Origin of the sequence: Haloglomus salinum (genome assembly GCF_024298825.1) — an archaeon.
GTDB classification, from domain to species: domain Archaea; phylum Halobacteriota; class Halobacteria; order Halobacteriales; family Haloarculaceae; genus Haloglomus; species Haloglomus salinum.
The window spans coordinates 2,388,295-2,414,044 of sequence record NZ_CP101153.1; the positions used below are offsets into that span (position 1 = coordinate 2,388,295).

Here is a 25,750-nt window from a genome sequence, read left to right on the forward strand (position 1 = left end):
CGCTCCGGCGTGGCCGAGTCGATTCATCGCCGGAACCGCCGCCGGGGGATGCTGTTGCTACTCTGCTCGCTCTGTCTGCTCGCGCAGCCGGTCGTCGGCAACGGGCCCGGCCCCGACTCCCAGACCGTCTACACGGGCCAGCCCGTCGACCCGGAGACGGAGGCCACGGACGGAGTGCTGGCGCTTCACCCCGGCGTCAACGGCGATTTCATCATCACCGGCACGGTCCGGCGCGCGGCGAACGGCACGTTCGAGCGCCCGGCGGAGAACGTCAGCGGCAACCTCCGGGCGCTGACCGACGCCGAGTTCTACTGGGACAACGGCGGTCAGCAGTACTACGCGGTGAACGCCACGGTGAGCGATGGCATCTTCCGGCTGCGTGCCGAGGCCGTGCCGGCCCGGCAGGTGGCCGAGGGGCTCGAGGTGCCCGTCGCCGAGGTCTCCGAGCCGGTGGCCCGTGCGGCCCGGTCGAGCAACCACCGCGCGGTGGTCGACCGCGGCCGGACCGCCCCCGTCGACTCGGACCCGACTCTCGTGGCGACGGGCGAGGGCTACGTGTTCGTCACGCGCTCGCTGGAACCCGCGCGTGACCCGTACCGGGCCGCGAAGCTGGGGCTCTACGCGCTCGCGGGGTCGGGGATGGTCGCCGGGGTCCTGCTGCCGATTCTGACGCGGCTCCGACGGACCTGAGTCCGACGCCGGTCAGAACGTCTCGCGGAGGTGTCGAACACGCTCGTCGACCGACCGGTGTGCGGCATCGAGCAGGACCCGTCCGAAGAACAGGTCGTACGGGGCACGGAGGACCGACCGAACGGTGCGCACGCGGCTGGTGGACGGTGAGATACGCCCGCTCCCGTCGGCGACGGCCGCGCCAGCGCCCCTGGCCTGAAGCGCCTCCAGCCGACGCAGCGCCCGGACCGTCGCGTCCGGCCCGACCGCCCGGGCGGCGTGTTCGTCGGCGGCCTGCTCGGCCGCCGCGTAGTCGTAGAACGCCAGCAGCGCGTTCCGGCCGCCGAAGCCGAGGCCGGCGAGCGCCGCCGCCGCGGCCGCCGTCAGATCGCGTCCGTCGAGGTGATGGGCCTCGTGGGCGACGACGGCGCGGAGTTCGTCCGCTGCCAGCGTCTCGACCACGGGCCGGTCGACGAGGACGCCGCGCCACAGGCCCGCGACGGCCACCGGGCGTACGAGCGGCCGGTCCGTCGAGACGACGCGAACGGGAACCGGGAACGCGTCGGGGACGCCGTCGCCGGTGTCGCGGGCGGCCGCGTCGAGCGGCTCCGACCGGGCGAACGCCGCGAGTCGCCCGCCGACGCTCCCGGCGAGGTGTGCGCCCCAGCCGACGGCGAGGAACGCCAGCGGCGCCACGAGCAACAGCGTGAACCCGGCCACCGCCGGGTCGCCACCCAGCGCCGTCCGGAGGGCTGCGCGGGACGGGACCACCGGCACCGGGCGGCCGGTGACGACGGCGAGAAAACCGAGGCCGACGCTGCCCGCGAGGACGAGCGTCAGAGCGCCGTAGCCGGCCGCTGCCAGCGCACGGTACCGGCGGGCGACGGGCGCCAGCCGCGCGGCCCGGAAGCGCCGGAGCGCGAGGTGACAGTACGCGACGAACAGCGCCGCGAGCACGAGCGCGAGCGCGCCAGCCAGCCCGACCGCGAGCGTAGGCGACCGTGCGTCCCGCAGGAGCGCGCCCCCGACGAGGAGGTTCGTCGCGGCGACGAGCGGCGCGAGCAGCCCCGACAGTGGCACGTCGAGCGCGGTCACGCGCCGGCCCGTCCCCGCGAGCAGGTACGCGCCTGCCCCGATAGCGGTCAGGACCGTGACGGGCGCGGCCGCCACGGTTGGCGGGAGTGTTCCCCGGAGCGTGCCGAACAGCGCCAGCGCCGTCGCCGCGTAGGGCGCCAGCGTGGCCGCGGTCAGCCCGCGGTCGACGACGTGGACGCCCGGCGTGTCCGGGAGTGGGCCGACGAGCAGATGGCCGACGGGGAGCAGCGTCAGCACGACGCCGCCCCAGAGTGCCGGGAGGAAGGTCCACGGGGGCGCTCCCAGGGCCAGCCCCGCGGCGACGGCCAGGAGGAGGCCGACGGCCCCCGGCGCGTACTCGCGGGGGAGCGCGACGCTGACCCGAAGGTCGCCCGTGGCCGCGTCGAGTTCCGCGGTCGTCCGGTAGGGACCGCGCCGGGCGACCCAGCGGCTCGTGGCGGGGGTCTCGGCCGCTTCGTCCCGGTCGTCGTCCCCGCCCTCGCTGTCGGCGGTGAAGCGCGCGTCGTCCTCGAACGCCGCCCGCACGAGCGCGGCGGGCCGGTCGAGCGCGCGGGTCTCGTGGTAGGCCTGCATGGATGGTCGGTGGGCAGGTGGGCGTGGACGCGGGGAGCGTCGGGGGGAGCGACGGCGGGAGCCGCCTCAGGGCGGCGGGAGGAAGCCGGGCATCCGCAGCAGTGCCTCGGTCATCGCGCCGTCGTCGCCCGCCGTGGGGTGGCCGGCCTCGTCCGGCAGGAGCGCGAGCAGCTGCGCCGTCGAGAGCAGGTAGACCGAGGGGTTCTCGGCGTCGACCATCTCCTCGTAGGCGAGGTAGACGACCCGCGACTCCGGTTCGAAGTTCGACCGGACGACGTCGTCCAGTCGTTCGGGCGGGCGGACCCGGCGCTGTCGGTTCTCACCGCCGTCGTACACCTTGTACCGGCCCACGTCGACGTACTCCGGGGCCTCCAGCGGTCGCCGCGAGAGGACGACGTAGTCGGAGTGGCGCTCGTAGTTCCAGTGGACGCTCTCGCCGTCCAGCGGATGCTCGAACGCGATGGTCTCGCGGACGGCGGGCGGGAGCGGGACGTACCGGTTCGCCCCGACCGTCTCCTGCACCGCCAGCGTCCAGTCCCGGCTCATGTAATCACTTCCGCGCGTGCAACACCTGAACCTGCCGCGCTTGTCACGGTGTGACTCGTTTCACGGGTGTAACTCTTTCCTCGGTGACGGGGCGTTTTCTTGTATGAAGTTTGATATTTTGTAAGTGGGTCGGGTGTGTGGGTTGGGTATGGAGTTCACAGAACTGGTGCGGGACGACGAGGCGGTCTCGCCGGTCATCGGCGTCATCCTGATGGTCGCGATTACGGTGATTCTGGCGGCGGTTATCGGGACGTTCGTGCTAGGGCTGGGGAGTGAAATCGAAGGGGGCCAGCCACCGCAGGCGACATTCACGTTCGACTTCGAGTCGGGGACCACCACATCGCCAGATTGTGACACCGATTTCACCGGCGGATCCTCAAGTGACACAGACGGGACCCTGACCGTCACTCATGACGGTGGAGACGGTATCGCCCCGGCACAGCTAACCCTCCGAGACGATGACGGGAACAGCAACACGTTCGACGGCAGCAGCGGATGTGGGTTGAGCAGCGAGGTAAGTGCCGGTACCAGCGTCACAGTCAATTCGGAGACGAGCGACACCGTCCGCGTCACCTGGGAGTCCTCGAACGGCGGTGACACGGCCACCCTCGGCAAGTGGACTGGACCGGACGCCTAAACGCAGTACACTATTCACCTCAATTATTGGATAGACAGACGGTTTCAGATTTTATGGCCCAAATTATGGGCTAATACTGCGCACTCGAATCAAATACCTACGAAGCCCTCACGCTCTCGACTCGGGGGCCTCGCTGCGCGCCTCGCAGTCCGGGCATGCGGCGCTCGCTTCGCTCGCGCCGTTCCGGGCATGTGCTGCGGTGCTTGCGTCGGCCGCCGTCGTCGAGAGCGTTCGCCCTTCGAGTCCACCAGGAGGTTGTGTTTAGAGTCGAGCGACGCAAATAGTGGTTCCAGCGAAGTGCTAGTGCCCCCACACCGCCCCGCGCGGGCGCCGGAACTCGGCGGGCCCTCACCCGCAAGGGGTTCGGGCACCGCCTGCGGGGAGGCGCCCGCGCGCTTCCTGGTCCCGGAACCGGCTGTCCGAGCAACCGCCATCCGGCCGGGAGCGCGTGGCGGAGCGAAGCGGAACCCGCGCGACCTGGGGAAGGGCAGGGGCGCCGCGCCCGTGACACGGCCGACACCCCTGGCGGAATCGAAGGGCGAGCGCGCGAGGGCTTCGTAGGTCGTTTTGCTGTCCGAGCCGCTGTCGTCGTGGAGCGCGAGGGGCCCATCAGCGGTGCCGACCACACTCGCAAAATCGCAGAACTAGAACTCTCAGAGCCAGTACCAGCCCTACACTAGCCGGTCACGGAAACGGAAGGCCACACCTGCAACCACCAGCACCACGACCCCACCGACCACGACAGGCAACCCACCCAGACGCTGGACCACGCCATCCACAGCCCCACCGGGCGCGAAGAACGACCCTCGACCCGCAGCCGCATCCAGCGTGCTCGCGCACGCCTCCTGCTGGTCGAGGCTGAACGCCGTATCACCACTCAGATTGTACGTCCCCGCGGCGCCCTGGTCGGCGATGGTGGGGCCGCCGTCCTCGTTCCCGTTGGAGACCCGCGCCACGTCGTACACCAGCCACGGGGCGTACACCTCCCAGACCACCTCGCCCTCGGGCGTGACTTCCAGCACGCGGTTGTGCCGGGAGTCGCCGACCAGCGTGTTCCCGTTCTCCAGACGGTCGGCGTCGCGGGGCCACTGGAAGGACTCGGCGCTGCCGAGGGTCCACGTCCGGCGCCAGGCGCCGCCCTCGCCGGCGGTCCCGGCCGTCGCGTTCGCGCCCTCGCGGAGTTCGTACTCGACGAGGCGGTCGTTCTCCGAGTCCGCGACGAGGAACGTCGGCCGGCCGGAGTCGCTCTCCAGGTACATCGGGTTGTGCTGGGCGTGGAGCGTGGACCACTGCTGGTCGCGGCCGAGGCGGGCCTCGATCTCCCCGGACGAGCGGTCCACGAGGATGACCTGGTCGAGGTTGCGCGGGGAGGCGAGGAACGCCTCGCCGCCGCGGACGGGGTCGATGTCGTTGACGTGGGTCCAGTCGTCGCTGTAGTTGCCGCCGACGCTCGGCGGGTAGTGGTCGTCGAAGTGCCACTCCCACTCCACCTCGCCGGAGGTGCGGTTGAAGATGGCGAGGCTGTCACCGTTCGTGCCGTTGGCGGGGTCCGGGTCACGCATGTTCGCGACGGCGATGCGGTGCTCGTCCAGCAGGTCGGCGTCGTGGGTGTCGTGGAAGTCGGCGGTCACGGACCAGACGGCCGACTGGTTCTCGGGGTCGAACCTGACGAACTTCGTCTTCCCCTCGCCCTCGACGCGGGTCGTCGCCGTGAGGAACAGGTCGCCGTCGGGGAGCGGGTCGATGTCGTACGACCAGACGACGCCCTCGGGTTCGTGGACCCACCGGACGTTCCCGCGGGGCCCGAACGCCACGAGGCGGGCGGTCGTCTTCTTCACCTCCGGGCGGAAACGCGCGCCCTGCACGCTGACGACGGTGATACCGTCGGCAGGGTCGGTCATCGTGCCGGTGCAGGCGCCCAGTTCGGGCGTCGGCTCGGCAGTCGCGGTCGCGTTGGTCGTGCCGGTCCCCGTGGCGCCGTCCTGCGCGACCACGGGCGCCACCGGCCCGAGGACGAGACAGACCGCGAGCACGGCGACGGCGAGTCGGGACATGCCACCTCCTCGCGGGGTGTTGGCAATCAGTCTTTCCTCACGCGGTCGGAGACGTGCCCCGCGGAGGAGAGGCCCGTTCTCAGTCGGCCGCCGGACCCGACCCGCCGGCGTACTCGCGTGTGATATCGACCAGCGCCTTGCGGTACTCCGAGTCGTCCGTGTCGGCCGCGAGCGTGCGGAAGTGCGTCTTGAACGCAGACAGCGACACCTCCGGCGCGTCGGCCGCGGCGGCCTCGGCGAGGTCGTAGAGCCGGTGGTCCCGCGAGAGGAGGTCGTGGCGCTCGCAGAGCGCGAGGGCGAACGCCGCGTTCACCGCGGTTATCTCGGGGTCGGCCGCCGGCGTGAGCCGCTGCCAGCCGCCGCCGTCGCGGGTCGTCCCCGCTGGTCCGGACGCCGTGGCCGCGGGCGCCCCGTCCGGCCGCCACCCGCCACGGTCGCCGGCCTCCGCCGGGCGGTCCGCGACCGCGGCCGCGAGCGAGGACTCGAGGAACGACACCAGTTTGTCCGCCGGCGCGACGTCGAGCGTGATGTCGTCGGCGTAGATGTCCTTCATGTGGTTGGCGATCTGGTAGCAGTGGGTGAGTTTGCGGCGCTCGACCGAGCGCCCGGCCAGCGCGAGGAACAGCGCCTCCTCCATCGACTGCGTGTGGGAGGGGTGGGCCTCCTCGTAGCGGAGCATGTGCGAGAACTCGTGGAGGGCGAGTTCTCGGGCCATCGCTCCGCGGGCGGCCTGCTCGCTCATCACGAGGACGTGGCGCTCCTCGTCGTCGTAGTGGCCGGTCAGCGTCCGTTCGTCCGGGTCGGCGCGGACCTCGACCTCGACCGGCCAGTCGAGGTCGTGTTCCGTCTCGAAGAGGTCGCGGGCCGAGAGGAAGGGGTCGGCCGGCCCACGACCCTGTACGCGTAGGTCCATGTCACCCACACAACGGGTCCGTACCGTTTGAGGCTTATCCCCACGGCCGACGTGACCGGATGACGGCACCCGGCCGTGCGGCCGCGACCTCGTCAGACGGCTGTCGTCGCCCCGGGCGAGGGGTTTACAACGACGGGAGACGTTCACACGGGCGTGGACACCGGATGGCTCCTCGTCGGGGTGGCCGGCCTCGCCGGCGGTCTCGCGCTTGTGCTCGTCGGAGCCGGCATCGCGGCCGCGCCGCTGCTGCTCCCCGTCGGACTCCTCCTCGCCGCCGGCGCCTACCTCGCGTGGGCCGCCGGGAGCGCCCGTATCGTCGCGACCGTCTACGAGGAGGTCGGCGATTCGGGACGGAGCGCCGCGGCGGACGGCCGGACCGGTCGCCCCGAGGACCGGGCGGACCCGGACGGTAACTGGCGGAGCACCGCGGCCGACGGCGGTGCGGCCAGCGGCCGAGCCGCGTCGGACCAGCGGTCCGACGGTGGTCGGGCGGACGCCAGCGCTGGTCCCGGCGCTGGCACCGGTACCGGCACGTCCGACGACGGGCCCACGCCCGGTGAACGCCTCGGCGACGCCGGCGGCGAGAAGAGGCGGGCGGGTGGCCGAACCGCCGGCGGAGGTGACGGGGCCGGCGCCGGACTCGGCCCGGGCGGGGAACGTATCTGGGACGCCGACGAGCGCGACCGCGTCGGCGGCTGGGACGACTGGGACGCCGACTGGGAGTGGGCCGACCGCCACTGGCGCTCGTTCCAGCAGGAGTACGACCGGGCGGACGACGGGACGAGGCGCGGTACCCGGTCGCCTGGCGCCGGGAGCCGCCGTGAGCGACACGGCGGCACCGCCGGCCGGGCCGGTGCCCGACAGCGCGGCCGGCAGAACCAGCAGCGCCGCGACCGCCAGCGACACACCGGGCCGGGTGACCGTGGCCGCGCGCGCCGCGAGCGACGACCCGACCGCCGGGCGGAACAGGCCCGCGAACTGCTCGACGTGACCGCCGATGCAGACTCCGAAACCATCCGCGAGGCGTACCGCGCCCGGGTGAAGGAGGTCCATCCCGACCGCGGCGGGGACCCGGAGCGCTTCAAGCGGGTCCAGTGGGCGTACGAGTACCTCACCGAGGACTAGCTCGGGACGGCGCAGGCAGCGGTATCGCCCCGGGACGGCGCGGGTCACCTTCGGGACGGGTGCCGCCTGGAGAACGTGTGTTGCCGTCGCACGGCCCGAGACCCGGGCGCACGGCGAAACACTACCCTTTTCACGGTGCTACCGGTACCCCTCTCCATAATGGGCCGACGCAAGAAGATCGTACAGGAGTGCGAGAAACTGATGGACAAGCCGGAGCAGATCCGGAACATCGCCATCGCCGCACACGTCGATCACGGCAAGACAACGCTGACTGACAACCTTCTCGCGGGCGCCGGGATGATCGGCCAGGAGAGCGCCGGCCAGCAGCTCGCGATGGACACCGAGGAGGACGAACAGGAACGTGGTATCACCATCGACGCGGCTAACGTGTCGATGACCCACGAGTACGAGGGGAACAACCACCTCATCAACCTCATCGACACGCCGGGTCACGTCGACTTCGGTGGCGACGTGACCCGTGCGATGCGTGCCGTCGACGGCGCGCTCGTGGTGGTCGACGCTGTCGAGGGTGCCATGCCCCAGACGGAGACGGTGCTGCGGCAGGCGCTCCGCGAGGGCGTCAAGCCCGCGCTGTTCATCAACAAGGTCGACCGACTCATCTCCGAGCTCCAGGAGGGGCCCGAGGAGATGCAGCAGCGCCTCACGAAGGTCATCCGCGACGTGAACGAGCTCATCCGTGGGATGACCGAGGAGATGGACGACGTGGACGACTGGACTGTCTCCGTCGAGGGGGGTACCGTCGGCTTCGGGTCCGCCCTCTACAAATGGGGCGTCTCCATGCCGTCGATGCAGCGGACCGGGATGGACTTCGGCGACATCATCGACCTGGAGCGAGCGGACAAGCGCCAGGAGCTCCACGAGCGGACGCCGCTCTCGGACGTCGTCCTCGACATGGTCTGTGAGCACTTCCCGGACCCCATCGACGCCCAGCCCCGGCGTATCCCGCGGGTCTGGCGTGGTGACGACACCTCCGATGTCGCCGAGCAGATGCGTCTGGTCGACGACGACGGCGAGGTCGTCCTGATGGTCACCGACATCGGTGTCGACCCCCACGCCGGCGAGATCGCCGCGGGCCGTGTCTTCTCCGGTACCATCGAGAAGGGCCAGGAGCTGTACGTCTCCGGGACCGTGGGCAAGAACCGCGTCCAGAGCGTCGGCATCTACATGGGTGGCGAGCGTGAGGAGGTCGAGCACGTCCCCGCCGGCAACATCGCGGCCGTCACCGGCCTGAAGGACGCCATCGCCGGCTCGACGGTGTCCTCCATCGAGATGACCCCGTTCGAGTCCATCGAACACATCTCGGAGCCGGTCATCACGAAGTCCGTCGAGGCCAAGAACATGGACGACCTCCCGAAGCTCATCGAGACGCTCCGGCAGGTCTCCAAGGAGGACCCCACCATCCGCATCGAGATCAACGAGGACACCGGCGAGCACCTCATCTCCGGACAGGGTGAGCTCCACCTCGAGGTCATCACCCAGCGTATCGAGCGCAACCAGGGCATCCCGGTCACGACGGGTGAGCCCATCGTCGTCTACCGCGAGGCACCCACGCAGGCCACCCCCGAGGTCGAGGGTATCTCGCCGAACCGCCACAACCGGTTCTACGTCTCGCTGGAGCCGCTCGACCAGGATATCATCGACGTGCTGAAGAAGGGTGAGGCGACGATGGACATGCCCGAGCTGGAGCGCCGCGAGGCGCTGCAGGAGGCCGGCATGGACAAGGAGACCTCCCAGAACGTGGAGCACATCTTCAAGTCCAACATCTTCATCGACGACACGAAGGGTGTCCAGCAGCTCAACGAGACGATGGAACTCGTCCTCGAAGGGTGGGAGGAGGCACTCGAGGACGGCCCGCTGGCCGCCGAGCCCGTCGAGGGCGCCCTCATCCGGCTCCACGACGCCCGGCTCCACGAGGACGCCATCCACCGTGGTCCGGCGCAGGTCATCCCGGCCGTCCGGAACGCGGTCCACCGAGCGCTCATCCACGCCGAGGTGCGGCTGCTCGAGCCCATCCAGAACGTCCGCATCGACGTGCCCAACGAACACATGGGCGCCGCCTCCGGCGAGATCCAGGGACGCCGTGGCCGCGTCGACGACATGTACCAGGAGGGCGACCTCATGGTCGTCGAGGGCATCGCACCGGTCGACGAGATGATCGGCTTCTCCAGCGACATCCGCTCGGCCACCGAGGGTCGAGCGTCCTGGAACACGGAGAACGCTGGCTTCCGCGTCCTCGCGGACAACCTCCAGCCGGAGATCATCGAGGAGATCCGCGAGCGGAAGGGCATGAAGCTGGAGCTGCCCGAGGGCGTCGACTACTTCTAAACTCGAGCTTTTTCCCGCTCGGGTTTCCTCGGCGCTCGCCTCCGGCGAGCGCCTGCGGAACCACTCACGGAAAAAACGTTCAGAAAAAGGCCGCTCTCCGTTCGCTTCGCTCACTCCGAGCGGTGAAACGCGCGCCGAAGGCGCGCGTATGCAAGACGAATAATTCTGCCTCACCGAGCCTCGCTACCAGCTCCCCTCGCCTTCCTCGGGCGGCCAGTCGAGCGCGTCGAGTTGCTCCAGCATCTCCAGCGAGTCGCGGGTCGCCCGGATGCCGGTGATGTGGCCGTCCGCGACCTCGTAGAGCGCCCACTCCTCGTAGGAGAGGCTGTTGCCCGTCGGCGCAATGCCCGCGAAGTTGCCGTCGTGGGTGGCGGTCACGTGCCAGCGGACGAACACCCGGTCGCCGTCCGGGGCGGCGAACAGGTCTTGGATGGTCGCCGTGGCGTCCGGGAACGACTCGAAGAAGGCCATCTCGGCGTCGAGTTGCTCGGCGCGGGAGCGCGTGTCGGGTTCGGCGTTCGGGACCGCGAGTTCCTCGGCGTACCGTTCCGCCATCGCCTCGCGGTCGTGGTCGTTCCAGGCCTCGGTGAGCCGCTCTCTCACCGTCGTGGGTGTCGCTGTGGATGCGTCCATGGTGGTGTGTCGGGCCGCCTGCCCCCTCGGGGCGAGAATCCCTGGCTCAGGTGCGCGTGACGGGGGCAAAGCGTTTGCCCCGGTCACGGGGTCAGTCCCCGGACCAGTCCGTCGGCACGTACTGCTTGAACCGTGGCCCGGGGGAGAGCGCCGTCGGCCGGAACGCCGGCTCGCCGTCACGCCGGAACCCGCGAATGATCGCCTGTGCCGGACCAGTCAGGTAGCCGACGTAGGCCATCGCGAGCGGGTAGGCCACGTTGTGGCGAGCCGGGTTGACCGGGATGAGTCCGTACCCGTTGCGCAGGAGCGGCGGCGGGTCCGCGATGCCGCGGTCGACGTGGGCGACGAGGTCCACGTCCGGGCGGAGCGTGAGGAAGGTCCCGCGGTCGGTCAGGGTGTAGGCGTCGACCTCGTCGGCCGTCGTCAGGGTGTCGCCCATGCCCTGTCCGGTCTCGCGGTACCACGTGCCGGCCGGGTCGACGCCGGCGGCGTCCCAGACACGGCGCTCCCGGACGTGGGTGCCGGAGTCGTCGCCGCGGGAGAGGAACGGCGTCTCGGCGCCGGCGATTGCGCGGAACGCCGCTGTGACGGGGCGGCCGGCCGCATCGGCCGGGTCACCGGGTGGACCGACGAGCAGGAAGTCGTTGCGCATGAGCGCCCGCCGGTTGACGCCGTGACCGTCGCGGAGGAACCGGTCCTCGAGCGGGCGGGCGTGGACGAGTACCACGTCGCAGTCCCCGTCCCGGGCGGTGCGCAGCGCCGCGCCGGTCCCCTCGACGAGCGTCCGCACCTCGACCCCGAACGCGTCGCGAAAGCCCGAGTTGAGCCGCCCCAGCAGGCCGCTGTCATGTGCCGTCGTCGCCGTCGCGAGCGTCAGCCGACCGGCAGCGAGCGACGGCGACCCGGAATCCCCCTCACCGTCCGCGACATACCCCGAGAGCGACGCCGCCCCGCCGACGCCGAGCACCCGGAGGTAGTCGCGCCGGTCCATGTCGGGTAATGGCTCGGCGTTGCATTAGTCATTTTTCGGAATCGATTCAGGTTTCGCATGGTCAGAACGGGAGGTACTGCTCGTACAGCTCGTCGAGTTGCTCGTTGTACTCGCGGCCGGACGCCTCGTCGACGCCCCAGGGATGCCGGGAGAAGTAGAACGCGGCCGCGGCGGCGACCCCGACGCTGGTGGCAGCCCGTGGTGCGACGATGCTCATCGGGAAGGCGACGAGCCCCGCGATGAGTCCGGCGAGCAGGATATCGACGATCTGGTGGGCGGTTGACATGGGGTCGGCTTCGGGTCGAACCGGCAACGGGATTGCGGTTTGCCGTCTCGCTGGCGAGCGATTTCCTATCGAAACCGCGATATAAGTCCATAATTCGACGCATTAATGGCCAAATATCGGGTGGGACTATTTATCCACCGGCAGCGGAAGGACCGAGCGGACGCCCCCGGCTCACGCGACCCATCGCAGGAGTAGCACCGCGAGCACGACCACCACCAGTGTCCCGGCGAGACCGACGCCGGGGTCGGGACTGGCGGCGCCGGAGACGGCGGCCGTGGTCGTGGTCGGGGAGGGCGTCGGTGGGAGCGTCACGTTCGTCTCGAACGGTGCGGAGGGCTTGAAGCCGACGCGAGCGGGCGCGGCTGTCGGGCACGATAGCCTGCCCGGGAGCGGGCACGGCGAGACTGCCGGGTTCCGGGGGGCTTATGCCCGGCCGTGCCGGGTATCCGGCCATGCAACCGAGTCGTCACGCACGTGAGGTGATGGCGTGAGCGAGTCCGAGCCGGTCCGGGCCTACACCGTCCGCCTGGAGCTGCAGGACGAGCCCGGCGAGCTGCTGCGGGCGCTCGAACCCATCGCCGACAACGGCGGGAACCTGCTCTCCATCTTCCACGAGCGCGGGAACATCACCCCCCGGGGCCACATCCCCGTCGAGGTGGACCTGGAGGCGACGCCCGAGCGGTTCGAGGAGATCGTCGCCGCGCTCCGCGAGAACGGCGTCAACGTCGTCCGCGCGGGCGCCGAGGAGTACGCCGAGGAGCTCGTCGTGCTGCTCGTCGGGCATCTCGTCGACACGGACCTCTCGGATACCCTGTCGCGCATCGAGGACTGCGGCGGCGCGAGCATCGACGACGTGGCGCTGTCGGCGCCGGACGGCACGGACGAGCTCTCCTCCGCTCGCATCCGCATGGACACGCACGCGGGCGCCGCCAGCGCCGCGCTCGCGACCGTCCGCGAGGTGGCCGAGGAGAAGGGCCTCGATGTGGTGGAGCCGCTCGCCGGGGGTGGTGACGCGTGAAGCTCGCAATCCTCGGCGCGGGCGCGGTCGGGCGCTCGGTCGCGGAGCTGGCGGGCGAGTACGGCCACACGGTGACGGCGCTCGCGGATTCGTCGGGTGCCGCCATCGACCCCGACGGGCTGGACGTGGACGCGGTGCTGGAGCGGAAGGACGAGACCGGCACGGTCGGTGACGACACCGTCGACGCCGCGCTCGACACCTCCTACGACGCGCTGGTCGAGGCGACGCCGACGACGCTGGACGACGCCCAGCCGGGCTTCAGCCACGTCGAGGCCGCCCTCGAACGCGACCGGCACGTCGTCCTCGCGAACAAGGGCCCGGTCGCCGAGCGGTACGACGAGGTCCGGGCGCTCGAAGCCGAGTCGCGCGGCCGCGTGCTGTTCGAGGCGACCGTCGCAGGCGCCATCCCCACGCTCTCGACGGTCCGCTCGCTCGGCCCCGAGCGTGTCACCGCGGTGCGCGGTGTCCTCAACGGGACCGCCAACTTCGTCCTCTCGCGGATGGCCGCCGAGGGGCTGGACTACGAGCACGTCCTCGCCGAAGCACAGGACCTCGGGGTGGCCGAGGCCGACCCCTCCTTCGACGTGGAGGGGACCGACGCGGCACTGAAATGTGTCATCCTCGCGAACGTGCTGTACGACGGCGGCTACACGCTCGACGACGCCGAGGTGGCCGGCATCCGTGATATCCCGGGGAGTGCGCTCGAACTCGCCGCCGAGGACGGCCGTACCGTCCGGCTCATCGCCGAGGTGGCCGACGGTGACGTGCGGGTCGGGCCGCGGCTCGTCCCCGAGCACGGGACGCTGGCGGTGGGCGGCACGACGAACATCGTCCAGCTGGAGACCGAGCACGCGGGGCGGCTCAACATCTCCGGCGCGGGCGCGGGTGGTCCGGAGACCGCGAGCGCGGTGCTGGCGGACGTGGGGCTGCTGGAGCCGCTGGAGTAGCCGGGCGGACACTTTTCATTCCGGGGTCGGACGCGCCGCTATGTCCACCCGTGCCTGCCCGGACTGTGACGTGGCCCTCCAGCGTGTCGACTACTCCGCCGGCCCGCAACGAGAGCGTCCGCATCGACGACTCCGGCTCCGACAGCCTTGGGGTAGTGGGCGGGAGCGCCTCCCTCGATGCGTGTCTCCGTGGTGAATGCGGGCCGGTCCGGTTCTACGCCAACTGACGGCAGCCTGGCCCCACCGAATGCGGGACCCGTGTGAACGGCACGCACGGCCCGCGAAACGGGCGGATTCGTGGGATTCCGGCCCGTGGTATCGAAATCTTCTTACGGGCGTCGGGGTAACGTTCTCCGCACATAGCGCCACGCGAGGCGCGACATCAACCATGAGCGACAAACCGCACCAGAACCTGGCCGTCATCGGCCACGTCGACCACGGGAAGAGTACGATGGTCGGGCGGCTCCTGTTCGAAACAGGGAGCGTCCCCGAGCACGTCATCGAGCAGTATCGAGAGGAGGCCGAAGAGAAGGGCAAGGGCGGCTTCGAGTTCGCCTACGTGATGGACAACCTCGCAGAGGAGCGCGAGCGTGGTGTCACCATCGACATCGCCCACCAGGAGTTCGACACGGACACCTACTACTTCACGATCGTCGACTGTCCGGGTCACCGCGACTTCGTGAAGAACATGATCACGGGCGCGAGCCAGGCCGACAACGCCGTGCTCGTGGTCGCCGCCGACGACGGCGTCCAGCCCCAGACCCAGGAGCACGTCTTCCTCGCGAAGACCCTGGGCATCGACGAGCTCATCATCGCGGTCAACAAGATGGACCTCGTCGATTACCAGGAGAGCCGCTACGACGAGACCGTCGAGGAGGTCAAGAAGCTCCTCAAGCAGGTCCGCTTCGACACGGACGACGCGAGCTTCATCCCGACCTCGGCCTTCGAGGGCGACAACGTCTCCGAGGAGTCGGAGAACACGCCCTGGTACGACGGTGAGACCCTGCTGGAGGCGCTGAACAACCTGCCGGAGCCCCAGCCGCCGACGGACGCGCCGCTGCGGCTGCCCATCCAGGACGTCTACACCATCTCCGGCATCGGTACCGTGCCGGTCGGCCGCATCGAGACCGGTGTCATGAGTCCGGGCGACAACGTCAGCTTCCAGCCCAGCGACGTCGGCGGTGAGGTCAAGACCGTCGAGATGCACCACGAGGAGGTCGACCAGGCTGGCCCCGGTGACAACGTCGGGTTCAACGTCCGCGGCGTCGGGAAGGACGACATCCGCCGTGGCGACGTCTGTGGCCCCGCCGACGACCCGCCGAGCGTCGCCGAGACGTTCCAGGCCCAGATCGTCGTGATGCAGCACCCGTCGGTCATCACCGCGGGCTACACGCCGGTCTTCCACGCCCACACGGCGCAGGTCGCGTGTACCATCGAGTCCATCGACAAGAAGCTCGACCCCTCGTCGGGCGAGGTCGCCGAGGAGAACCCGGACTTCATCCAGTCCGGCGACGCGGCGGTCGTCACCGTCCGCCCGCAGAAGCCTCTCAGCATCGAGCCGTCCTCCGAGATCCCGGAGCTCGGCTCCTTCGCCATCCGCGACATGGGCCAGACCATCGCCGCCGGGAAGGTCCTGAGCGTCAACGAGCGATAGAATGCAGCAGGCACGCGTCCGTCTGGCGGGGACCAGCCCCGAGGACCTCGACGACATCTGCGACGACGTCCGTGAGATCGCCGACAACACGGGCGTCCAGCTGAGCGGCCCGGTGCCGCTCCCGACGAAGAACCTGGAGATTCCCTCGCGGAAGTCCCCGGACGGCGAGGGGACCGCCACGTGGGAGCACTGGGAGATGCGCGTCCACAAGCGGCTGATCGACATCGACGCCGACGAACGCGCGCTCCGGCAGCTCATGCGCATCCAGGTTCCGAACGACGTCTCCATCGAGATCGTCCTCGAGGACTGAGTGAACGCTTCGCGTTCACGAGGGTCGGCGAACTCCGTTCGCCGGAACTGAGCGGATGCATCGCATCCGCGAAGGCCGGAAGGCGCGTCGCACCTTCCGGAACTGAGCGCCCGACCTGCGGGTGCACGGTCGAGGGACGCGGTGTGTCTCTCGGGACCGCCGGGCCTCGGCCGACGACATCAAACCGCGAGGCCGGACCACCCGGCACCGTGACGGCCACGGTGCGGCTTTTGCTCTCGCTCGTTCACGGGCCGCTGCATCCTCACCATCGCGACCCGCGGGTGCGCCCAGCACGCATACACCCCCACTTCAAACAGCGAACTATCCGGCTGCACCGACACGGAGGGGGCGATGGTAGGGCCGGGTGCTATGGACGAGGCACTCGAAGCCGCGGAGGCCGTGGAGGGGACTGAACTGGAGGGCATTCTGGTGACGCTCCTCCGGGTCATCGGTGCCATCATGGTCCTCGCCGGCCTCGGGCTGTGGCTGTTTACCAGCATGAGTATCCTCTGGACGCCCGCGCTGCTCATCATCGTCGGCATCGTGTTCATCACCATCCCCGGCCTCGCGTTCGAGTTGCTCGGCGCGTAGTCGGGGAAACGGAATCCTCAAGTGAACCGCTCGACTTCTTCGGATTGCGGGCTCGTAGATCAGCGGCAGATCGCTTCCTTCGCAAGGAAGAGGCCCGGGGTTCAAATCCCCGCGAGTCCATTCCGTTCGGTCGTTCCTTCGCGAGAGTTGTTCCCGACAGTGGCACCGCCGCGTGCTCCCTCGACCACCGGAGCCGAGCAGCGGGACACGGGCCGAGAGCCCCCACGCCCTGCGTCCGGAGACAACTATTTGCGGCGTCTACCGGGATACGGCGTATGGGTAACGAAGACGAGTCCCGACCAGGGGAAGCCAGAGACCCGCCACCCGTTCTCGAGGACGTGTCGACGCCGGGCGAGCGGGTTCCGGCGACGGAAGCGGCGGCCAGGGAGGCCGGGCACGAAGGGCCGTTCGAACGGCACCCTGTGTACGAAATCCGTGAGGCATCGGACCCGCCTGTAGACGTGCCAGTGCCGGGGATTCGCTGTGAGAACTGCGGACGGAAGGGGACCGAGCCGGCCGACTTCGAGGAGACGGAGTGCAGGTCGATAGACCCCGGAGCCCTCGCGAAGAGCGAGACGGATTCCTCCGAGGGCGAGTGACGCCGCGTGGTGACTGCAACGGGCGGCGTCCGCCCGCGGCGAATGCGTGGCCTCGGGAGCACGCGCTTTCGCGTACGACCACCAGCAGGGGGGAGCGCCGGGAGCCGAGGGACTTCGGCCCGTCCTCGGAGGGGCCCGTCGGCAAGCCGGGTCGCCGCGGGCCCGCACTTGTGGCCACCGTTCTAAGAGGAGACGACGAGAGGAGTCAGTCCCCGCTGGAGCGGGCCTTGTCGAACCGACTCGCCGGCAGGAGTAGCTCCTCGAGTCCCGGCAGATGCTTCACGTTGAACACGACCTGCATCTCGTCGGAGACGGGGGCACTCACGCAGGAGAGCCGGATGCCGCGGTCGATCCACTCCTGCGGGAGGATGTGGCTGGAGTGCATCGGCATCTCGCCGTCGATGACGGCGACGGCACAGTTGGTACAGGCGCCGCCACGGCAGGCGAAGGGCCATGCGTGGCCTGCTTCCTCGGCCGCTTCGAGCAGCGGCGTCCCCGGGTCGGCGACGAAGGTCCCGTAGTCGTCCCCGTCGAGGTCCGTGTCGGCGGCCTTCTCGAACAGGTCCGCGTCGGTCAGCTCCCAGCCCTGGTCGGCGAGCGCCTGGTAGTCGAGGTACTCGACGGTGACACCGGCCGCATCCGGTTCGTCGGGCTCGGTGCCCTCGTCCTCCGGCGCCGGCGTCGCTCCGTTCTCGCTGGGGTCGTACCCGTTCTCGATGCGCTCGTAGGCCCGACGGATGCGCTGGAACTCGGCCGCGGAGCCGCCGTGGTCCGGGTGCGCCTCGAACACGCGTTCTCGGTACGCCTGCTCGATGGTTTCGTCGTCGGCCTCGGGGTCGACCCCGAGCACGTCGAACGGAGATGCCACGTTCGAGCGTAGGCAGTCGGGCCGGTAAAACCTGCTTCTCGCGGTAACCGGGCCGAGTCCGTCGTCAGCGTATGAATCACCTTACAGAACCGGTCTGTTTATATGACTGTATCTCATCGGTGCGAACAGTTGGCATGAGTTTGTATCCCACGGGGCAGTGGTTGGAATCCTTCGGGCGCGCACTCGACCGAAGCCGCAGGCTCGACACGATCGCCTCGGGCTGGGGTGTGGGATTCAACGGGGACGTGATGCTGGTCATCGACGACATTCCGCTGGCCGAGACCACGCTCGGTGACCTGCCCGACCCGGTGCTGGCGGACCTGCCGGAGAACATCCGGGCCGGCGTCAGCGATGTCTCGCTCGAGGAGGCCCCCGAGCGGTTCGGGGAGACGTTGCGCCCCTCGCTGCCCGCGAACGTACAGGACCTGCTCTATCAGATCGAGACGAAGGTACACGACGGGACGATCTACGCCTATGTCGGGCTCGAGGAGGGTCAGTGCACCGGAACCGAGGTCCTCGACGACCCGACCGAGAAGGACGTGGGCTACGTCGTGAAGGGCCCGTACCAGACCTGGCGGCGCATCGTCGACGGCCGCCCGGTCACCTCGGCGTGGCTGAACGGCGACCTGGTCATCGAGGGGAACAAGGTGCGGCTCCTCCGGCACGGCTCGGTCCTCCAGGTCGTGGGTGACGTCGCCGCCGACGTGGAGACGACCCATCTCTTCCCCGGCGAGGCCGCCACCCCCGGCGAACTCGTGCTCGACGAGGCCGTCCGCCAGCCCATCGCCGTCGGCCTCCTGGCCGAACAGCAGGCCAGCCTCGTCACGAATACGCTCAGCCCGTTCTGACGCGTTCGGCCCGGAACGCCTTCGAGTCGTCCCGCCGCCCGTTCGACCCGTACCGTTACGTGACCGTCACCCGAGGGTCCAGCCATGCCAGCCAAGGTGACCGCCGCACCGACCGGATACGAGGAGGGGCTCCGCTGGGCCCATGGCGTCGAGTGGCTCGTCCATCCCGAGGAGACGATGGAGCGTGCCAGCACGGCGCTCGCGACCGACGAGGGCGTCTACCTCGTGGACCCGCTCGACGCGCCCGGCGTCGACGACCTGCTCGCCGAGTTCGGCGAGGTCGCGGGTGTCGTCCTCCTGTCGAACCACCACACCCGCGACGCGGGGCTGTTCGCGCGGCGCCACGACGTGCCCGTCTACGTGGGCGGGGGCGTCCCCGACGAGGAACTTCCCGACCTCACGGTTCCCATCGAGCGCGTCGGCGCGGGCGAGCGACTGGGAGATTACGAGTTCGTCGAGGTCGCGACCGGGACGGCGCTGGGCGCGCCCTGGTACGAGTACGCGCTCTGGAACGGTGAGACGCTGCGTGTCAGCGAGTGTGTCGGGACGGCCGAGTACATGCGTGTGGGCGACGAGCCACTGGGCGTGATGACGATGCGCCGGCGCCACCCGCCGACGGCGCTCCGGGGCCTCGAACCGGAGCGAATCTGCTCCGGCCACGGTCGGGGGCTCGACGAGAACGCCGCCGCGGCGCTGGAGGCGGCCATCGCGAACGCCGAGGACGACTTCGCGAAGGCGCTGCTGACGAACGGTCTCGACCAGGCCCGGACGGTGCTAGCGGCGCTCCGGTCGGACCTGCGGGACTGACCGACCAGTCGCTCCCCGGCGGACCCGGACTCGTCCGTCGGTCGGGCGACGGCTTCAAGTTCACTTGTCCGAAGACAACCACAGTGACTCGACAGCGACACCCGGCTGGAGGTGCCCGATGACCCGGTTCGTCCTCGTTGCGGGGGGCACCGCCACCGCCGAGATCGAGGGCATCAGCGCCGCCGGGGCCGACCCGGCGCTGATGGCCCACACGCCCAGTGCGGACGCCGAGATCGTCCTCCACGGCGAGCCGACCGCGGCGCCTGTCGTCCCGGTCAGCCCCGCCGGCTGTCCGACCCCTGCCGTCGTGACACGGGCGGTCCGCGAACTCCTCGACTTCGACGCGGCCGTCGTCGACGCCGGGCTGTCGGCTCCGACGGGTGCCGAGACGACGGCACTCGCCGACGGGCCCGGCGCCGACATCCGGACCGCCGAGGCGGTGCCCGACGCCGGTGAAATCGTCGAGCGAGCCCGGAACCACGGCCGCACCCTCGCGGCCGAGACAGACGACCTGTGGCTCGCCGAGACCATCCCCGGCGGGACGACGACGGCGCTCGGGACGCTGGCGGCGCTGGGGGAGCCAGCGACCGTCTCCTCCTCGCTGCCGGCGAACCCGCTCGACCTGAAGCGGCGGGTGGTCCGCGAGGGACTCGACGCGAGCAGCATCGACACCGGTGCCCACGCTGACGCCCCCGTGGCGGCCGTGCGGGCGATGGGCGACCCGACGCTGGCGGCGACGCTCGGCCTCGTGCAGGGCGCCGCCGACGCCGGAGCGACCGTGACGCTCGCGGGCGGGACCCAGCAGGCGACGGCGGCGTTGCTCGCCCGCCACGCCGGCGTCGAACACGACCTGACGGTGGCCACCACGGCGTTCGTGGCGGGCGACGAGAGCGCCGACTTCCGCGCCCTGGCGGCCGCCGCGGACGCCGACGTCCGGGTCTCGGACCCCTCGTTCGACGGGCGCGACCACCCCGCGATGCGGGCCTACGCCGACGGCGAAGCGAAGGAGGGCGTCGGGATGGGCGGCGCGCTGGCCCTCGCGGCCGATGCCGGAGTCGGAACAGGAGCCGTCCACGAGCAGATACGGGCCGTCTACGACCGACTGCTGGCCGGGACCGAGCGAGAGCCCACGGCCGGGGGCGAGCGCTGATGCGGGGCCTGGTGCTCGGCGGCACCGCCTCGGGCGTCGGCAAGACGGTCGCCACGCTGGCCGTCTGCCGCGCCCTCGAAGCCGAGGACGTGGATGTTCGCGCGGGCAAGGCCGGCCCGGATTTCATCGACCCGAGCCACCACCGCGCGGTCACCGGCCATCCATCGCGGACGCTGGACCCGTGGCTGGAGGGCGCGGACGGCGTCCGCCGCAACTTCCACCGCGACGCGGGCGAGTTCCGCGTCGTCGAGGGCGTGATGGGGCTGTACGACGGCACCGTCTCCTCGACGGCGGACGTGGCTGCGGCACTGGACCTGCCGGTCGTGCTCGTGGTCGATGCGGCGGCGGGGATGGAGAGCGTCGCTGCGACGGCACTGGGCTTCCGCGAGTACGCCGCCGAGGCCGGCCACGACATCGACGTGGTCGGCGTCCTCGCACAGCAGGCCCACGGCGGCCGCCACGCGGACGGAATCCGCGAGGCGCTCCCGGACGGCCTGACCTGGTTCGGCCGGGTGCCGCCGAACGGCGACCTCGAAATCCCCGAGCGCCACCTCGGCCTCCACATGGGCGCGGAGGACCCGCTCCCGGACGATGCGCTCGACGCGGCCGCCGAACACGTGCGGGCCGACCGGCTGCTCGCCGCCGCGCGCGAGGCCCGACAGCCCGACGAACCGGCACCCGAGCACTCCTGGACGGGCGCCCGGGTCGCGGTCGCGCGGGACGCCGCGTTCCGCTTCTGTTACCCCGCGACCCGCGAGCGCCTCCGGTCCCGCGCGGACGTGACGACGTTCTCGCCGGTCGCGGGCGACCCCGTCCCCGACTGCGACGGGGTCTACCTCCCCGGCGGCTACCCTGAACTCCACGCCCCCGCTCTCGCGTCGTCCGGAACGCTCGACGACCTCGGCGAGCGCGCGGCCGACGGCCTCCCCGTTCTCGGGGAGTGTGGCGGCCTGATGGCGCTGGCGGAGTCGCTGGAGACCGACGACGGGACCCACGCGATGGCGGGCGTCCTCCCCGCCGAGGTACGAATGTGTGACCGTTACCAGGCGCTCGACCACGTCGAGCTGCGGGCCCGCGACGGGACGCTCACCGCACCCGCCGGAGCGACCGTGCACGGCCACGAGTTCCACTACTCCGAGGCGACGCTCGGTCGGGACGCCCGGTTCGCGTTCGACGTGGTCCGCGGCGACGGCCTCGACGGTGGCCACGACGGCCTGACCGAACACCGGACGCTCGGGACGTACGCCCACGTCCACGCGTCGAGCGGCGCGTTCGACCGGTTCGTGGAGGGCCTCTGAGCGATGAGTGGCGCGAGCGACCCGGATGGGCCCGACGCCCCGACCCTGCTCGTCGCCGGCACGGCCAGCCACGTCGGCAAGTCGACGGTCGTCGCGGGGCTCTGCCGGGCACTCGCCGATGCCGGCGTCGACGTCGCGCCGTTCAAGGCCCAGAACATGAGCAACAACGCCCACGTCGCGCTGCGGCCGGCGGCGGTTCGGGGTGACGACGGGGCGGCCGACCGAGCGGGCGACGGGACGACGAACGGCCGGGTGGACGAAGAAGCGACGGACGACGACCCCGAGCGTGGCGCGAGCGGCCAGTGGGGGGAGATCGGCGTCTCCCAGCACACGCAGGCCCGGGGCGCCCGCGTCGCGCCGACGACGGACCTGAATCCGGTGCTGCTGAAGCCCCGCGGCGACGGCGAGAGCCAGGTCGTCGTCGACGGCGTCGCCGTCGGCCACTACAGCGCCGGAACGTACTACGACGACCACTGGGAGGAGGCCCGCGACGCGGCGGTCGCGGCCCACCGGCGGCTCGCCGCCAAGCACGACATCGTGGTCGCGGAGGGTGCCGGCAGCATCGCCGAGATCAACCTCCACGACCGCGACCTCGCCAACATCGAGACCGCACGCTTCGCCGACGCGTCGGTCCTGCTCGTCGCGGACATCGAGCGCGGCGGCGTGTTCGCCTCGCTCGTCGGGACGCTGGAGTTGCTCCCCGACGATGTCCGGGAACGGGTGGTCGGCGTCGTCGTCAACAAGTTCCGCGGCGACCGCTCGCTGCTCGCGCCGGGGCTCGATGCCTTCGAGGACCGCACCGGCGTCACCGTCCTCGGTGTCCTCCCGTACGAGGACCCGGGGCTGCCGGACGAGGACAGCCTCTCGCTCCCCGCCCGCGGCGAGCGGGCGGTCAGGGGCGCCGACGACGGCGTGCCCGACGAGGCGGCCGTGACGGTCGCCGTCGTCCGGCTCCCGCGCGTCTCCAACGCCACCGACGCCGACCCGCTGGCGCGGGTGCCGGGCGTCCGGGTCGCGTTCCGGCCGCCGGACGCGTCGCTGGCCGACGCCGACGCGGTCGTCCTCCCCGGGACGAAGAACGCCGTCGACGACCTGCTCGCGTGTCGTGAGGCGGGCCTCGGCGACGAGTTGCGGGCGTTCGATGGCCCCATCGTCGGCATCTGCGGCGGCTACCAGCTGCTGGGCGAGCGACTCGAACGGGTCGAGCACGAGAGCACGCGTACCGAGGGGTGTGTCGCGGGGTTCGGCCTCCTGTCCGCCGTCACACGGTTCGCACCGACCAAGCGGGTCACCCGGGCCGACCACACGATGACACCCGCCGGGCCGCTGGCCGACGTGGTGGCCGCCGCCGACACCGCCGGAGCGACGGCCGGGGACGATACTGGGGCCCCGACGGTCACCGGCTACGAGATCCACGCCGGGACGACGACGGCCACGGGCCCGGTCGCCCGACCGCTTGGACCGGACAGTGCCGCCGAGGGGTCCGTTCTCGGCACGTACTGTCACGGGCTGTTCCGGTCGCCCGCAGTCCGTCGGGCGTTCCTGACCCCGCTGTTCGACGGCGACCCCCCCTCGGCGACGGCGGCTGGCTCGCCCCTGGACGACGCGGCGGCGCTGGTCCGCTCGGGCATCGACCTCTGTGCGGTGCCGGCGCTCGACGAGTCACTGCCAGCATCGGGCCCGTAGCCGACACGACGGCCGGCGCTGGCACCAGCCTTAACCCCGCCCACGGAGAGGTGAGAGTATGCGAGCGGAGGACCGGAGCTGGGGCGTCAAGCTCCTGATGGTCATCGTACTGGCCGCAGTCGCGTGGCTCGGCGGCGGCGCGGTCAGAGCGGGCCTCCTGTTCCTGGGGAACGACGCCGACTTCGCCAGCGACGTGGGTGCCATGTCCGCGGTCGCGCTGTTCCTCCTGCTGGTGCTCGGCTACTGGCTCTACGACTACGTCCCCTGGTCGCAGGGCGAGCCCCGGAGCGGCCGGACCCGGTGAGGTCGTCAGAACAGCCGTAGCGCCGGCGCCACGCAGTTCTCGCGCACCACCGCGCGGTCGTCCCTGTCCCTCCTCCGCCCGAGTGCCGTGTCGCCGTACCGCCCACAGTCTGCCCCGAGGAGCACCGCGACGGCGTCAGTCATCCGCACCTCTCGGAGCGCGGCGACCAGCCATCGTCGGGTCCGTCGATGCCGTCCCCACGCGCTCGCCGCCGCGGTCGACGAACGCCGCGATGCGGCGCAGGTCCTGTTCGGAGACCATACGCCCGCTCCGGCGACCCGACGGAGAACGGTTGCTATGAGCGGTACGGACCGCGCTATATCCCTCGGGACCGGTCGACAGCGGCGATGGGCGGGCGCAGTGGCGACCCAGTTGGCGGGAAGTTCCGGCATGACGGGCGACCCGCCGGAAACTAATTGCGCCTCCTGCCCGTAGGGTCCCCGTGAACGTCACCGGTAGCTGGTCGGCCGCCGAAGCGAACTCCTTTCTCGCCGAGACGACCGTCCCCATCCGTGTCGCCTGCCGGACGCCCGGTGGGGGCCTCTGGATGCTCTCGCTCTGGTTCCTCCCGTGTGACGGGTCGCTCTGGTGTGCCACCGGGGCCGACGCCGACGTGGTTCGTTACCTCGACCACGATGACGGCGTCAGCTTCGAGGTGTCGACCAACGACCCACCCTACCGGGGAGTCCGCGGCGCCGGGACGGCGACGGTCGAGCCCGACCACGACAAGAGCCTGCTCCGAGCCCTGTTCGACCGCTATCTCGGCGGCACCGACAACGGCCTGGGCGACCGGCTGCTCCGCGCGGACCGCGACGAGGTCCGAATCCGCATCGACCCCGACCGGCTGTACACCTGGGATTTCACCGAGCGGATGCACGACGCCGTCGAGTAGCGCCCACGACCCACGTGACCGTCACTGGACGTGCCCGTTCGGTGGGTAACGGCCCGCTGTCGCCGGTTCGTGCCGTTCGGGGGCGACTTATACCAGCCCCCCATGCAAGGGGAAATGAATATCCTACTAGGTCTACTAGCGATATCGCCGGCGTGGAGGACACCCGCTGCCATGTACGTCGGGTCCCGTTTACGGACCCGACATACGTCCCCACCATCCCACCACCACACCGTGCTCCGGCGCCGGCACCATCTCTCTACTTTCCCGACGAACGGCGAGCGACGGCTCAGACGCTCTCCGGCCCGCGGTGGACCTCGATAGCCACGTCACGGCGCTCGCCCTCCAGGTCCTCGGCGATGCCGGCGACGATGCGCTCGGACTCGCTCACCACGAGCGGCCTGATACGGTCGAACAACCGGTCCAGCGTCCAGCCACCGAGCGGCACGGCCCCGAGCGTGTCCGGGTCGAACTGGATGCGGAGCCGGACCCGGGTCGCGTGGTCGTGGTCGTCGGGCGGCTCGACGTTCGGAAGCGGTTCGATACCCCAGTAGCCGCGCGCCTTCAGCCCCTCCGTGGTCCGCCAGTCCACGCGCTCGGGCGGGTCCGTCCCCGTGACGGTGGTGTGGGAGGTGTAGGAGAGCCGCCACCAGGAGACCACGATCTCGTAGTCGGTCCCGGGGCTGCCGTCCCCGTACTGGCGAATCTCGTCCAGATGCGGCGAGTACTTCGAGTAGCCACGCATCCCGGTGACGAACTCGTACAGCTCCTCGGGCGGTGCGTAGAGAACTGCGCTGACGTCGAGCCCGTCCACACCGTAACAAGGCGGGGGAGCCGCATAACGATGCCCCCGTGGCGTGCGGTTCGACGGGCACCACACGACTCCATATCAATCATCACAAATAATGTCGAA

29 protein-coding genes and 1 tRNA gene are annotated in these 25,750 nt (G+C 70.7%); 18 read left to right on the forward strand and 12 right to left on the reverse strand.

The annotated features are described in order from the left end of the window. Window positions 1-9: 9 nt before the first annotated feature. On the forward strand, window positions 10-690 hold the full coding sequence (locus NL115_RS11445) for a DUF8127 domain-containing protein (protein WP_254829499.1): 681 nt from the start codon (window positions 10-12) through the stop codon (window positions 688-690). A gap of 12 nt (window positions 691-702) precedes the next feature. Here NL115_RS11445 and NL115_RS11450 read toward each other — a convergent pair whose 3' ends face one another. Further along, window positions 703-2,337 carry a M48 family metalloprotease gene (locus NL115_RS11450; RefSeq protein ID WP_254829500.1) on the reverse strand — a complete coding sequence of 545 codons (1,635 nt, stop codon included), beginning with the start codon at window positions 2,335-2,337 and terminating at the stop codon, window positions 703-705. A gap of 66 nt (window positions 2,338-2,403) precedes the next feature. Continuing rightward, window positions 2,404-2,883, reverse strand: coding sequence for a hypothetical protein (locus NL115_RS11455; protein ID WP_254821070.1), 480 nt, complete (start codon window positions 2,881-2,883; stop codon window positions 2,404-2,406). Between the two features lie 148 nt (window positions 2,884-3,031). Between NL115_RS11455 and NL115_RS11460 the strand changes: the two genes are divergently transcribed. Continuing rightward, window positions 3,032-3,520, forward strand: a complete 489-nt coding sequence (locus tag NL115_RS11460) for a type IV pilin domain-containing protein (protein ID WP_254829501.1) — start codon at window positions 3,032-3,034, stop codon at window positions 3,518-3,520. 671 nt (window positions 3,521-4,191) lie between these two features. On the opposite strand, the gene NL115_RS11465 is transcribed toward NL115_RS11460, so the two are convergent. Together NL115_RS11465 and NL115_RS11470 are read right to left on the reverse strand one after the other, a co-directional pair. After that, entirely contained in the window at window positions 4,192-5,574 is a 1,383-nt protein-coding gene (locus NL115_RS11465) for an aryl-sulfate sulfotransferase (protein WP_254829502.1), read from the reverse strand. A gap of 79 nt (window positions 5,575-5,653) precedes the next feature. Further along, window positions 5,654-6,487 (reverse strand): DUF5781 family protein, encoded by an 834-nt coding sequence (locus NL115_RS11470; RefSeq protein WP_254829503.1) that lies wholly within the window; start codon window positions 6,485-6,487, stop codon window positions 5,654-5,656. Between the two features lie 153 nt (window positions 6,488-6,640). Between NL115_RS11470 and NL115_RS11475 the strand changes: the two genes are divergently transcribed. Both NL115_RS11475 and NL115_RS11480 read left to right on the forward strand, forming a co-directional pair. After that, a complete protein-coding gene (locus NL115_RS11475) occupies window positions 6,641-7,612 on the forward strand; it encodes a DnaJ domain-containing protein (RefSeq protein ID WP_254829504.1) in 972 nt (323 codons plus the stop codon). A gap of 159 nt (window positions 7,613-7,771) precedes the next feature. Then, on the forward strand, window positions 7,772-9,958 hold the full coding sequence (locus NL115_RS11480) for an elongation factor EF-2 (RefSeq protein ID WP_254829505.1): 2,187 nt from the start codon (window positions 7,772-7,774) through the stop codon (window positions 9,956-9,958). Window positions 9,959-10,141: 183 nt separating this feature from the next. Here NL115_RS11480 and NL115_RS11485 read toward each other — a convergent pair whose 3' ends face one another. From NL115_RS11485 to NL115_RS11500, 4 genes are all read right to left on the reverse strand, one after another. Then, entirely contained in the window at window positions 10,142-10,591 is a 450-nt protein-coding gene (locus NL115_RS11485) for an ester cyclase (protein WP_254829506.1), read from the reverse strand. A 91-nt stretch (window positions 10,592-10,682) separates the two neighbouring features. After that, window positions 10,683-11,582: an ABC transporter substrate-binding protein gene (locus tag NL115_RS11490; RefSeq protein ID WP_254829507.1), complete on the reverse strand. Its 900-nt coding sequence runs from the start codon at window positions 11,580-11,582 to the stop codon at window positions 10,683-10,685. Window positions 11,583-11,643: 61 nt separating this feature from the next. Further along, the gene (locus tag NL115_RS11495) at window positions 11,644-11,868 is read right to left on the reverse strand and encodes a hypothetical protein (protein WP_254829508.1); all 225 of its coding nucleotides are present in this window, start codon (window positions 11,866-11,868) and stop codon (window positions 11,644-11,646) included. A 171-nt stretch (window positions 11,869-12,039) separates the two neighbouring features. Further along, entirely contained in the window at window positions 12,040-12,180 is a 141-nt protein-coding gene (locus tag NL115_RS11500; protein ID WP_254829509.1) for a hypothetical protein, read from the reverse strand. 175 nt (window positions 12,181-12,355) lie between these two features. Here NL115_RS11500 and NL115_RS11505 point away from each other — a divergent pair, with 175 nt between their 5' ends. From NL115_RS11505 to NL115_RS11535, 7 genes are all read left to right on the forward strand, one after another. Next, window positions 12,356-12,886 (forward strand): amino acid-binding protein, encoded by a 531-nt coding sequence (locus NL115_RS11505; protein ID WP_254829510.1) that lies wholly within the window; start codon window positions 12,356-12,358, stop codon window positions 12,884-12,886. After that, window positions 12,883-13,833, forward strand: a complete 951-nt coding sequence (locus NL115_RS11510) for a homoserine dehydrogenase (RefSeq protein ID WP_254829511.1) — start codon at window positions 12,883-12,885, stop codon at window positions 13,831-13,833. The genes NL115_RS11505 and NL115_RS11510 overlap by 4 nt, the downstream gene beginning before the upstream one ends. Before the next feature lie 388 nt (window positions 13,834-14,221). Beyond that, the gene (tuf, locus tag NL115_RS11515; RefSeq protein WP_254829512.1) at window positions 14,222-15,487 is read left to right on the forward strand and encodes a translation elongation factor EF-1 subunit alpha; all 1,266 of its coding nucleotides are present in this window, start codon (window positions 14,222-14,224) and stop codon (window positions 15,485-15,487) included. A 1-nt stretch (window position 15,488) separates the two neighbouring features. Then, on the forward strand, window positions 15,489-15,797 hold the full coding sequence (gene rpsJ, locus NL115_RS11520) for a 30S ribosomal protein S10 (RefSeq protein WP_254821084.1): 309 nt from the start codon (window positions 15,489-15,491) through the stop codon (window positions 15,795-15,797). 351 nt (window positions 15,798-16,148) lie between these two features. Then, window positions 16,149-16,388, forward strand: a complete 240-nt coding sequence (locus NL115_RS11525; protein WP_254829513.1) for a hypothetical protein — start codon at window positions 16,149-16,151, stop codon at window positions 16,386-16,388. Between the two features lie 48 nt (window positions 16,389-16,436). After that, window positions 16,437-16,508, forward strand: a tRNA-Ala gene (locus NL115_RS11530). Window positions 16,509-16,663: 155 nt separating this feature from the next. Further along, entirely contained in the window at window positions 16,664-16,987 is a 324-nt protein-coding gene (locus tag NL115_RS11535) for a hypothetical protein (protein ID WP_254829514.1), read from the forward strand. A gap of 205 nt (window positions 16,988-17,192) precedes the next feature. Here the strand turns inward: NL115_RS11535 and fer are convergent, their stop codons facing one another. Next, the gene (fer, locus tag NL115_RS11540; protein ID WP_254829515.1) at window positions 17,193-17,855 is read right to left on the reverse strand and encodes a ferredoxin Fer; all 663 of its coding nucleotides are present in this window, start codon (window positions 17,853-17,855) and stop codon (window positions 17,193-17,195) included. 227 nt (window positions 17,856-18,082) lie between these two features. On the opposite strand from fer, the gene NL115_RS11545 reads away from it, so the two are divergent. From NL115_RS11545 to NL115_RS11570, 6 genes are all read left to right on the forward strand, one after another. After that, window positions 18,083-18,703: a sterol carrier protein gene (locus NL115_RS11545; protein WP_254829516.1), complete on the forward strand. Its 621-nt coding sequence runs from the start codon at window positions 18,083-18,085 to the stop codon at window positions 18,701-18,703. A gap of 84 nt (window positions 18,704-18,787) precedes the next feature. Further along, on the forward strand, window positions 18,788-19,510 hold the full coding sequence (locus NL115_RS11550) for an MBL fold metallo-hydrolase (protein WP_254829517.1): 723 nt from the start codon (window positions 18,788-18,790) through the stop codon (window positions 19,508-19,510). A gap of 118 nt (window positions 19,511-19,628) precedes the next feature. Further along, a complete protein-coding gene (cobT, locus tag NL115_RS11555; protein WP_254829518.1) occupies window positions 19,629-20,660 on the forward strand; it encodes a nicotinate mononucleotide-dependent phosphoribosyltransferase CobT in 1,032 nt (343 codons plus the stop codon). Next, entirely contained in the window at window positions 20,660-21,958 is a 1,299-nt protein-coding gene (locus NL115_RS11560) for a cobyrinic acid a,c-diamide synthase (protein ID WP_254829519.1), read from the forward strand. The genes cobT and NL115_RS11560 overlap by 1 nt, the downstream gene beginning before the upstream one ends. Window positions 21,959-21,961: 3 nt before the next feature. Then, window positions 21,962-23,644 carry a cobyric acid synthase gene (locus NL115_RS11565; protein WP_254829520.1) on the forward strand — a complete coding sequence of 561 codons (1,683 nt, stop codon included), beginning with the start codon at window positions 21,962-21,964 and terminating at the stop codon, window positions 23,642-23,644. Between the two features lie 58 nt (window positions 23,645-23,702). Further along, window positions 23,703-23,948, forward strand: a complete 246-nt coding sequence (locus NL115_RS11570) for a hypothetical protein (protein WP_254829521.1) — start codon at window positions 23,703-23,705, stop codon at window positions 23,946-23,948. A 5-nt stretch (window positions 23,949-23,953) separates the two neighbouring features. Here NL115_RS11570 and NL115_RS11575 read toward each other — a convergent pair whose 3' ends face one another. Beyond that, a complete protein-coding gene (locus NL115_RS11575; protein ID WP_254829522.1) occupies window positions 23,954-24,091 on the reverse strand; it encodes a hypothetical protein in 138 nt (45 codons plus the stop codon). After that, entirely contained in the window at window positions 24,084-24,209 is a 126-nt protein-coding gene (locus NL115_RS20620; RefSeq protein WP_286666466.1) for a hypothetical protein, read from the reverse strand. The genes NL115_RS11575 and NL115_RS20620 overlap by 8 nt, the downstream gene beginning before the upstream one ends. Window positions 24,210-24,390: 181 nt before the next feature. Between NL115_RS20620 and NL115_RS11580 the strand changes: the two genes are divergently transcribed. Continuing rightward, a complete protein-coding gene (locus NL115_RS11580; protein ID WP_254829523.1) occupies window positions 24,391-24,840 on the forward strand; it encodes a pyridoxamine 5'-phosphate oxidase family protein in 450 nt (149 codons plus the stop codon). Between the two features lie 286 nt (window positions 24,841-25,126). Here the strand turns inward: NL115_RS11580 and NL115_RS11585 are convergent, their stop codons facing one another. Further along, window positions 25,127-25,651, reverse strand: a complete 525-nt coding sequence (locus tag NL115_RS11585; protein ID WP_254829524.1) for a type II toxin-antitoxin system RatA family toxin — start codon at window positions 25,649-25,651, stop codon at window positions 25,127-25,129. Between the last annotated feature and the right edge of the window lie 99 nt (window positions 25,652-25,750).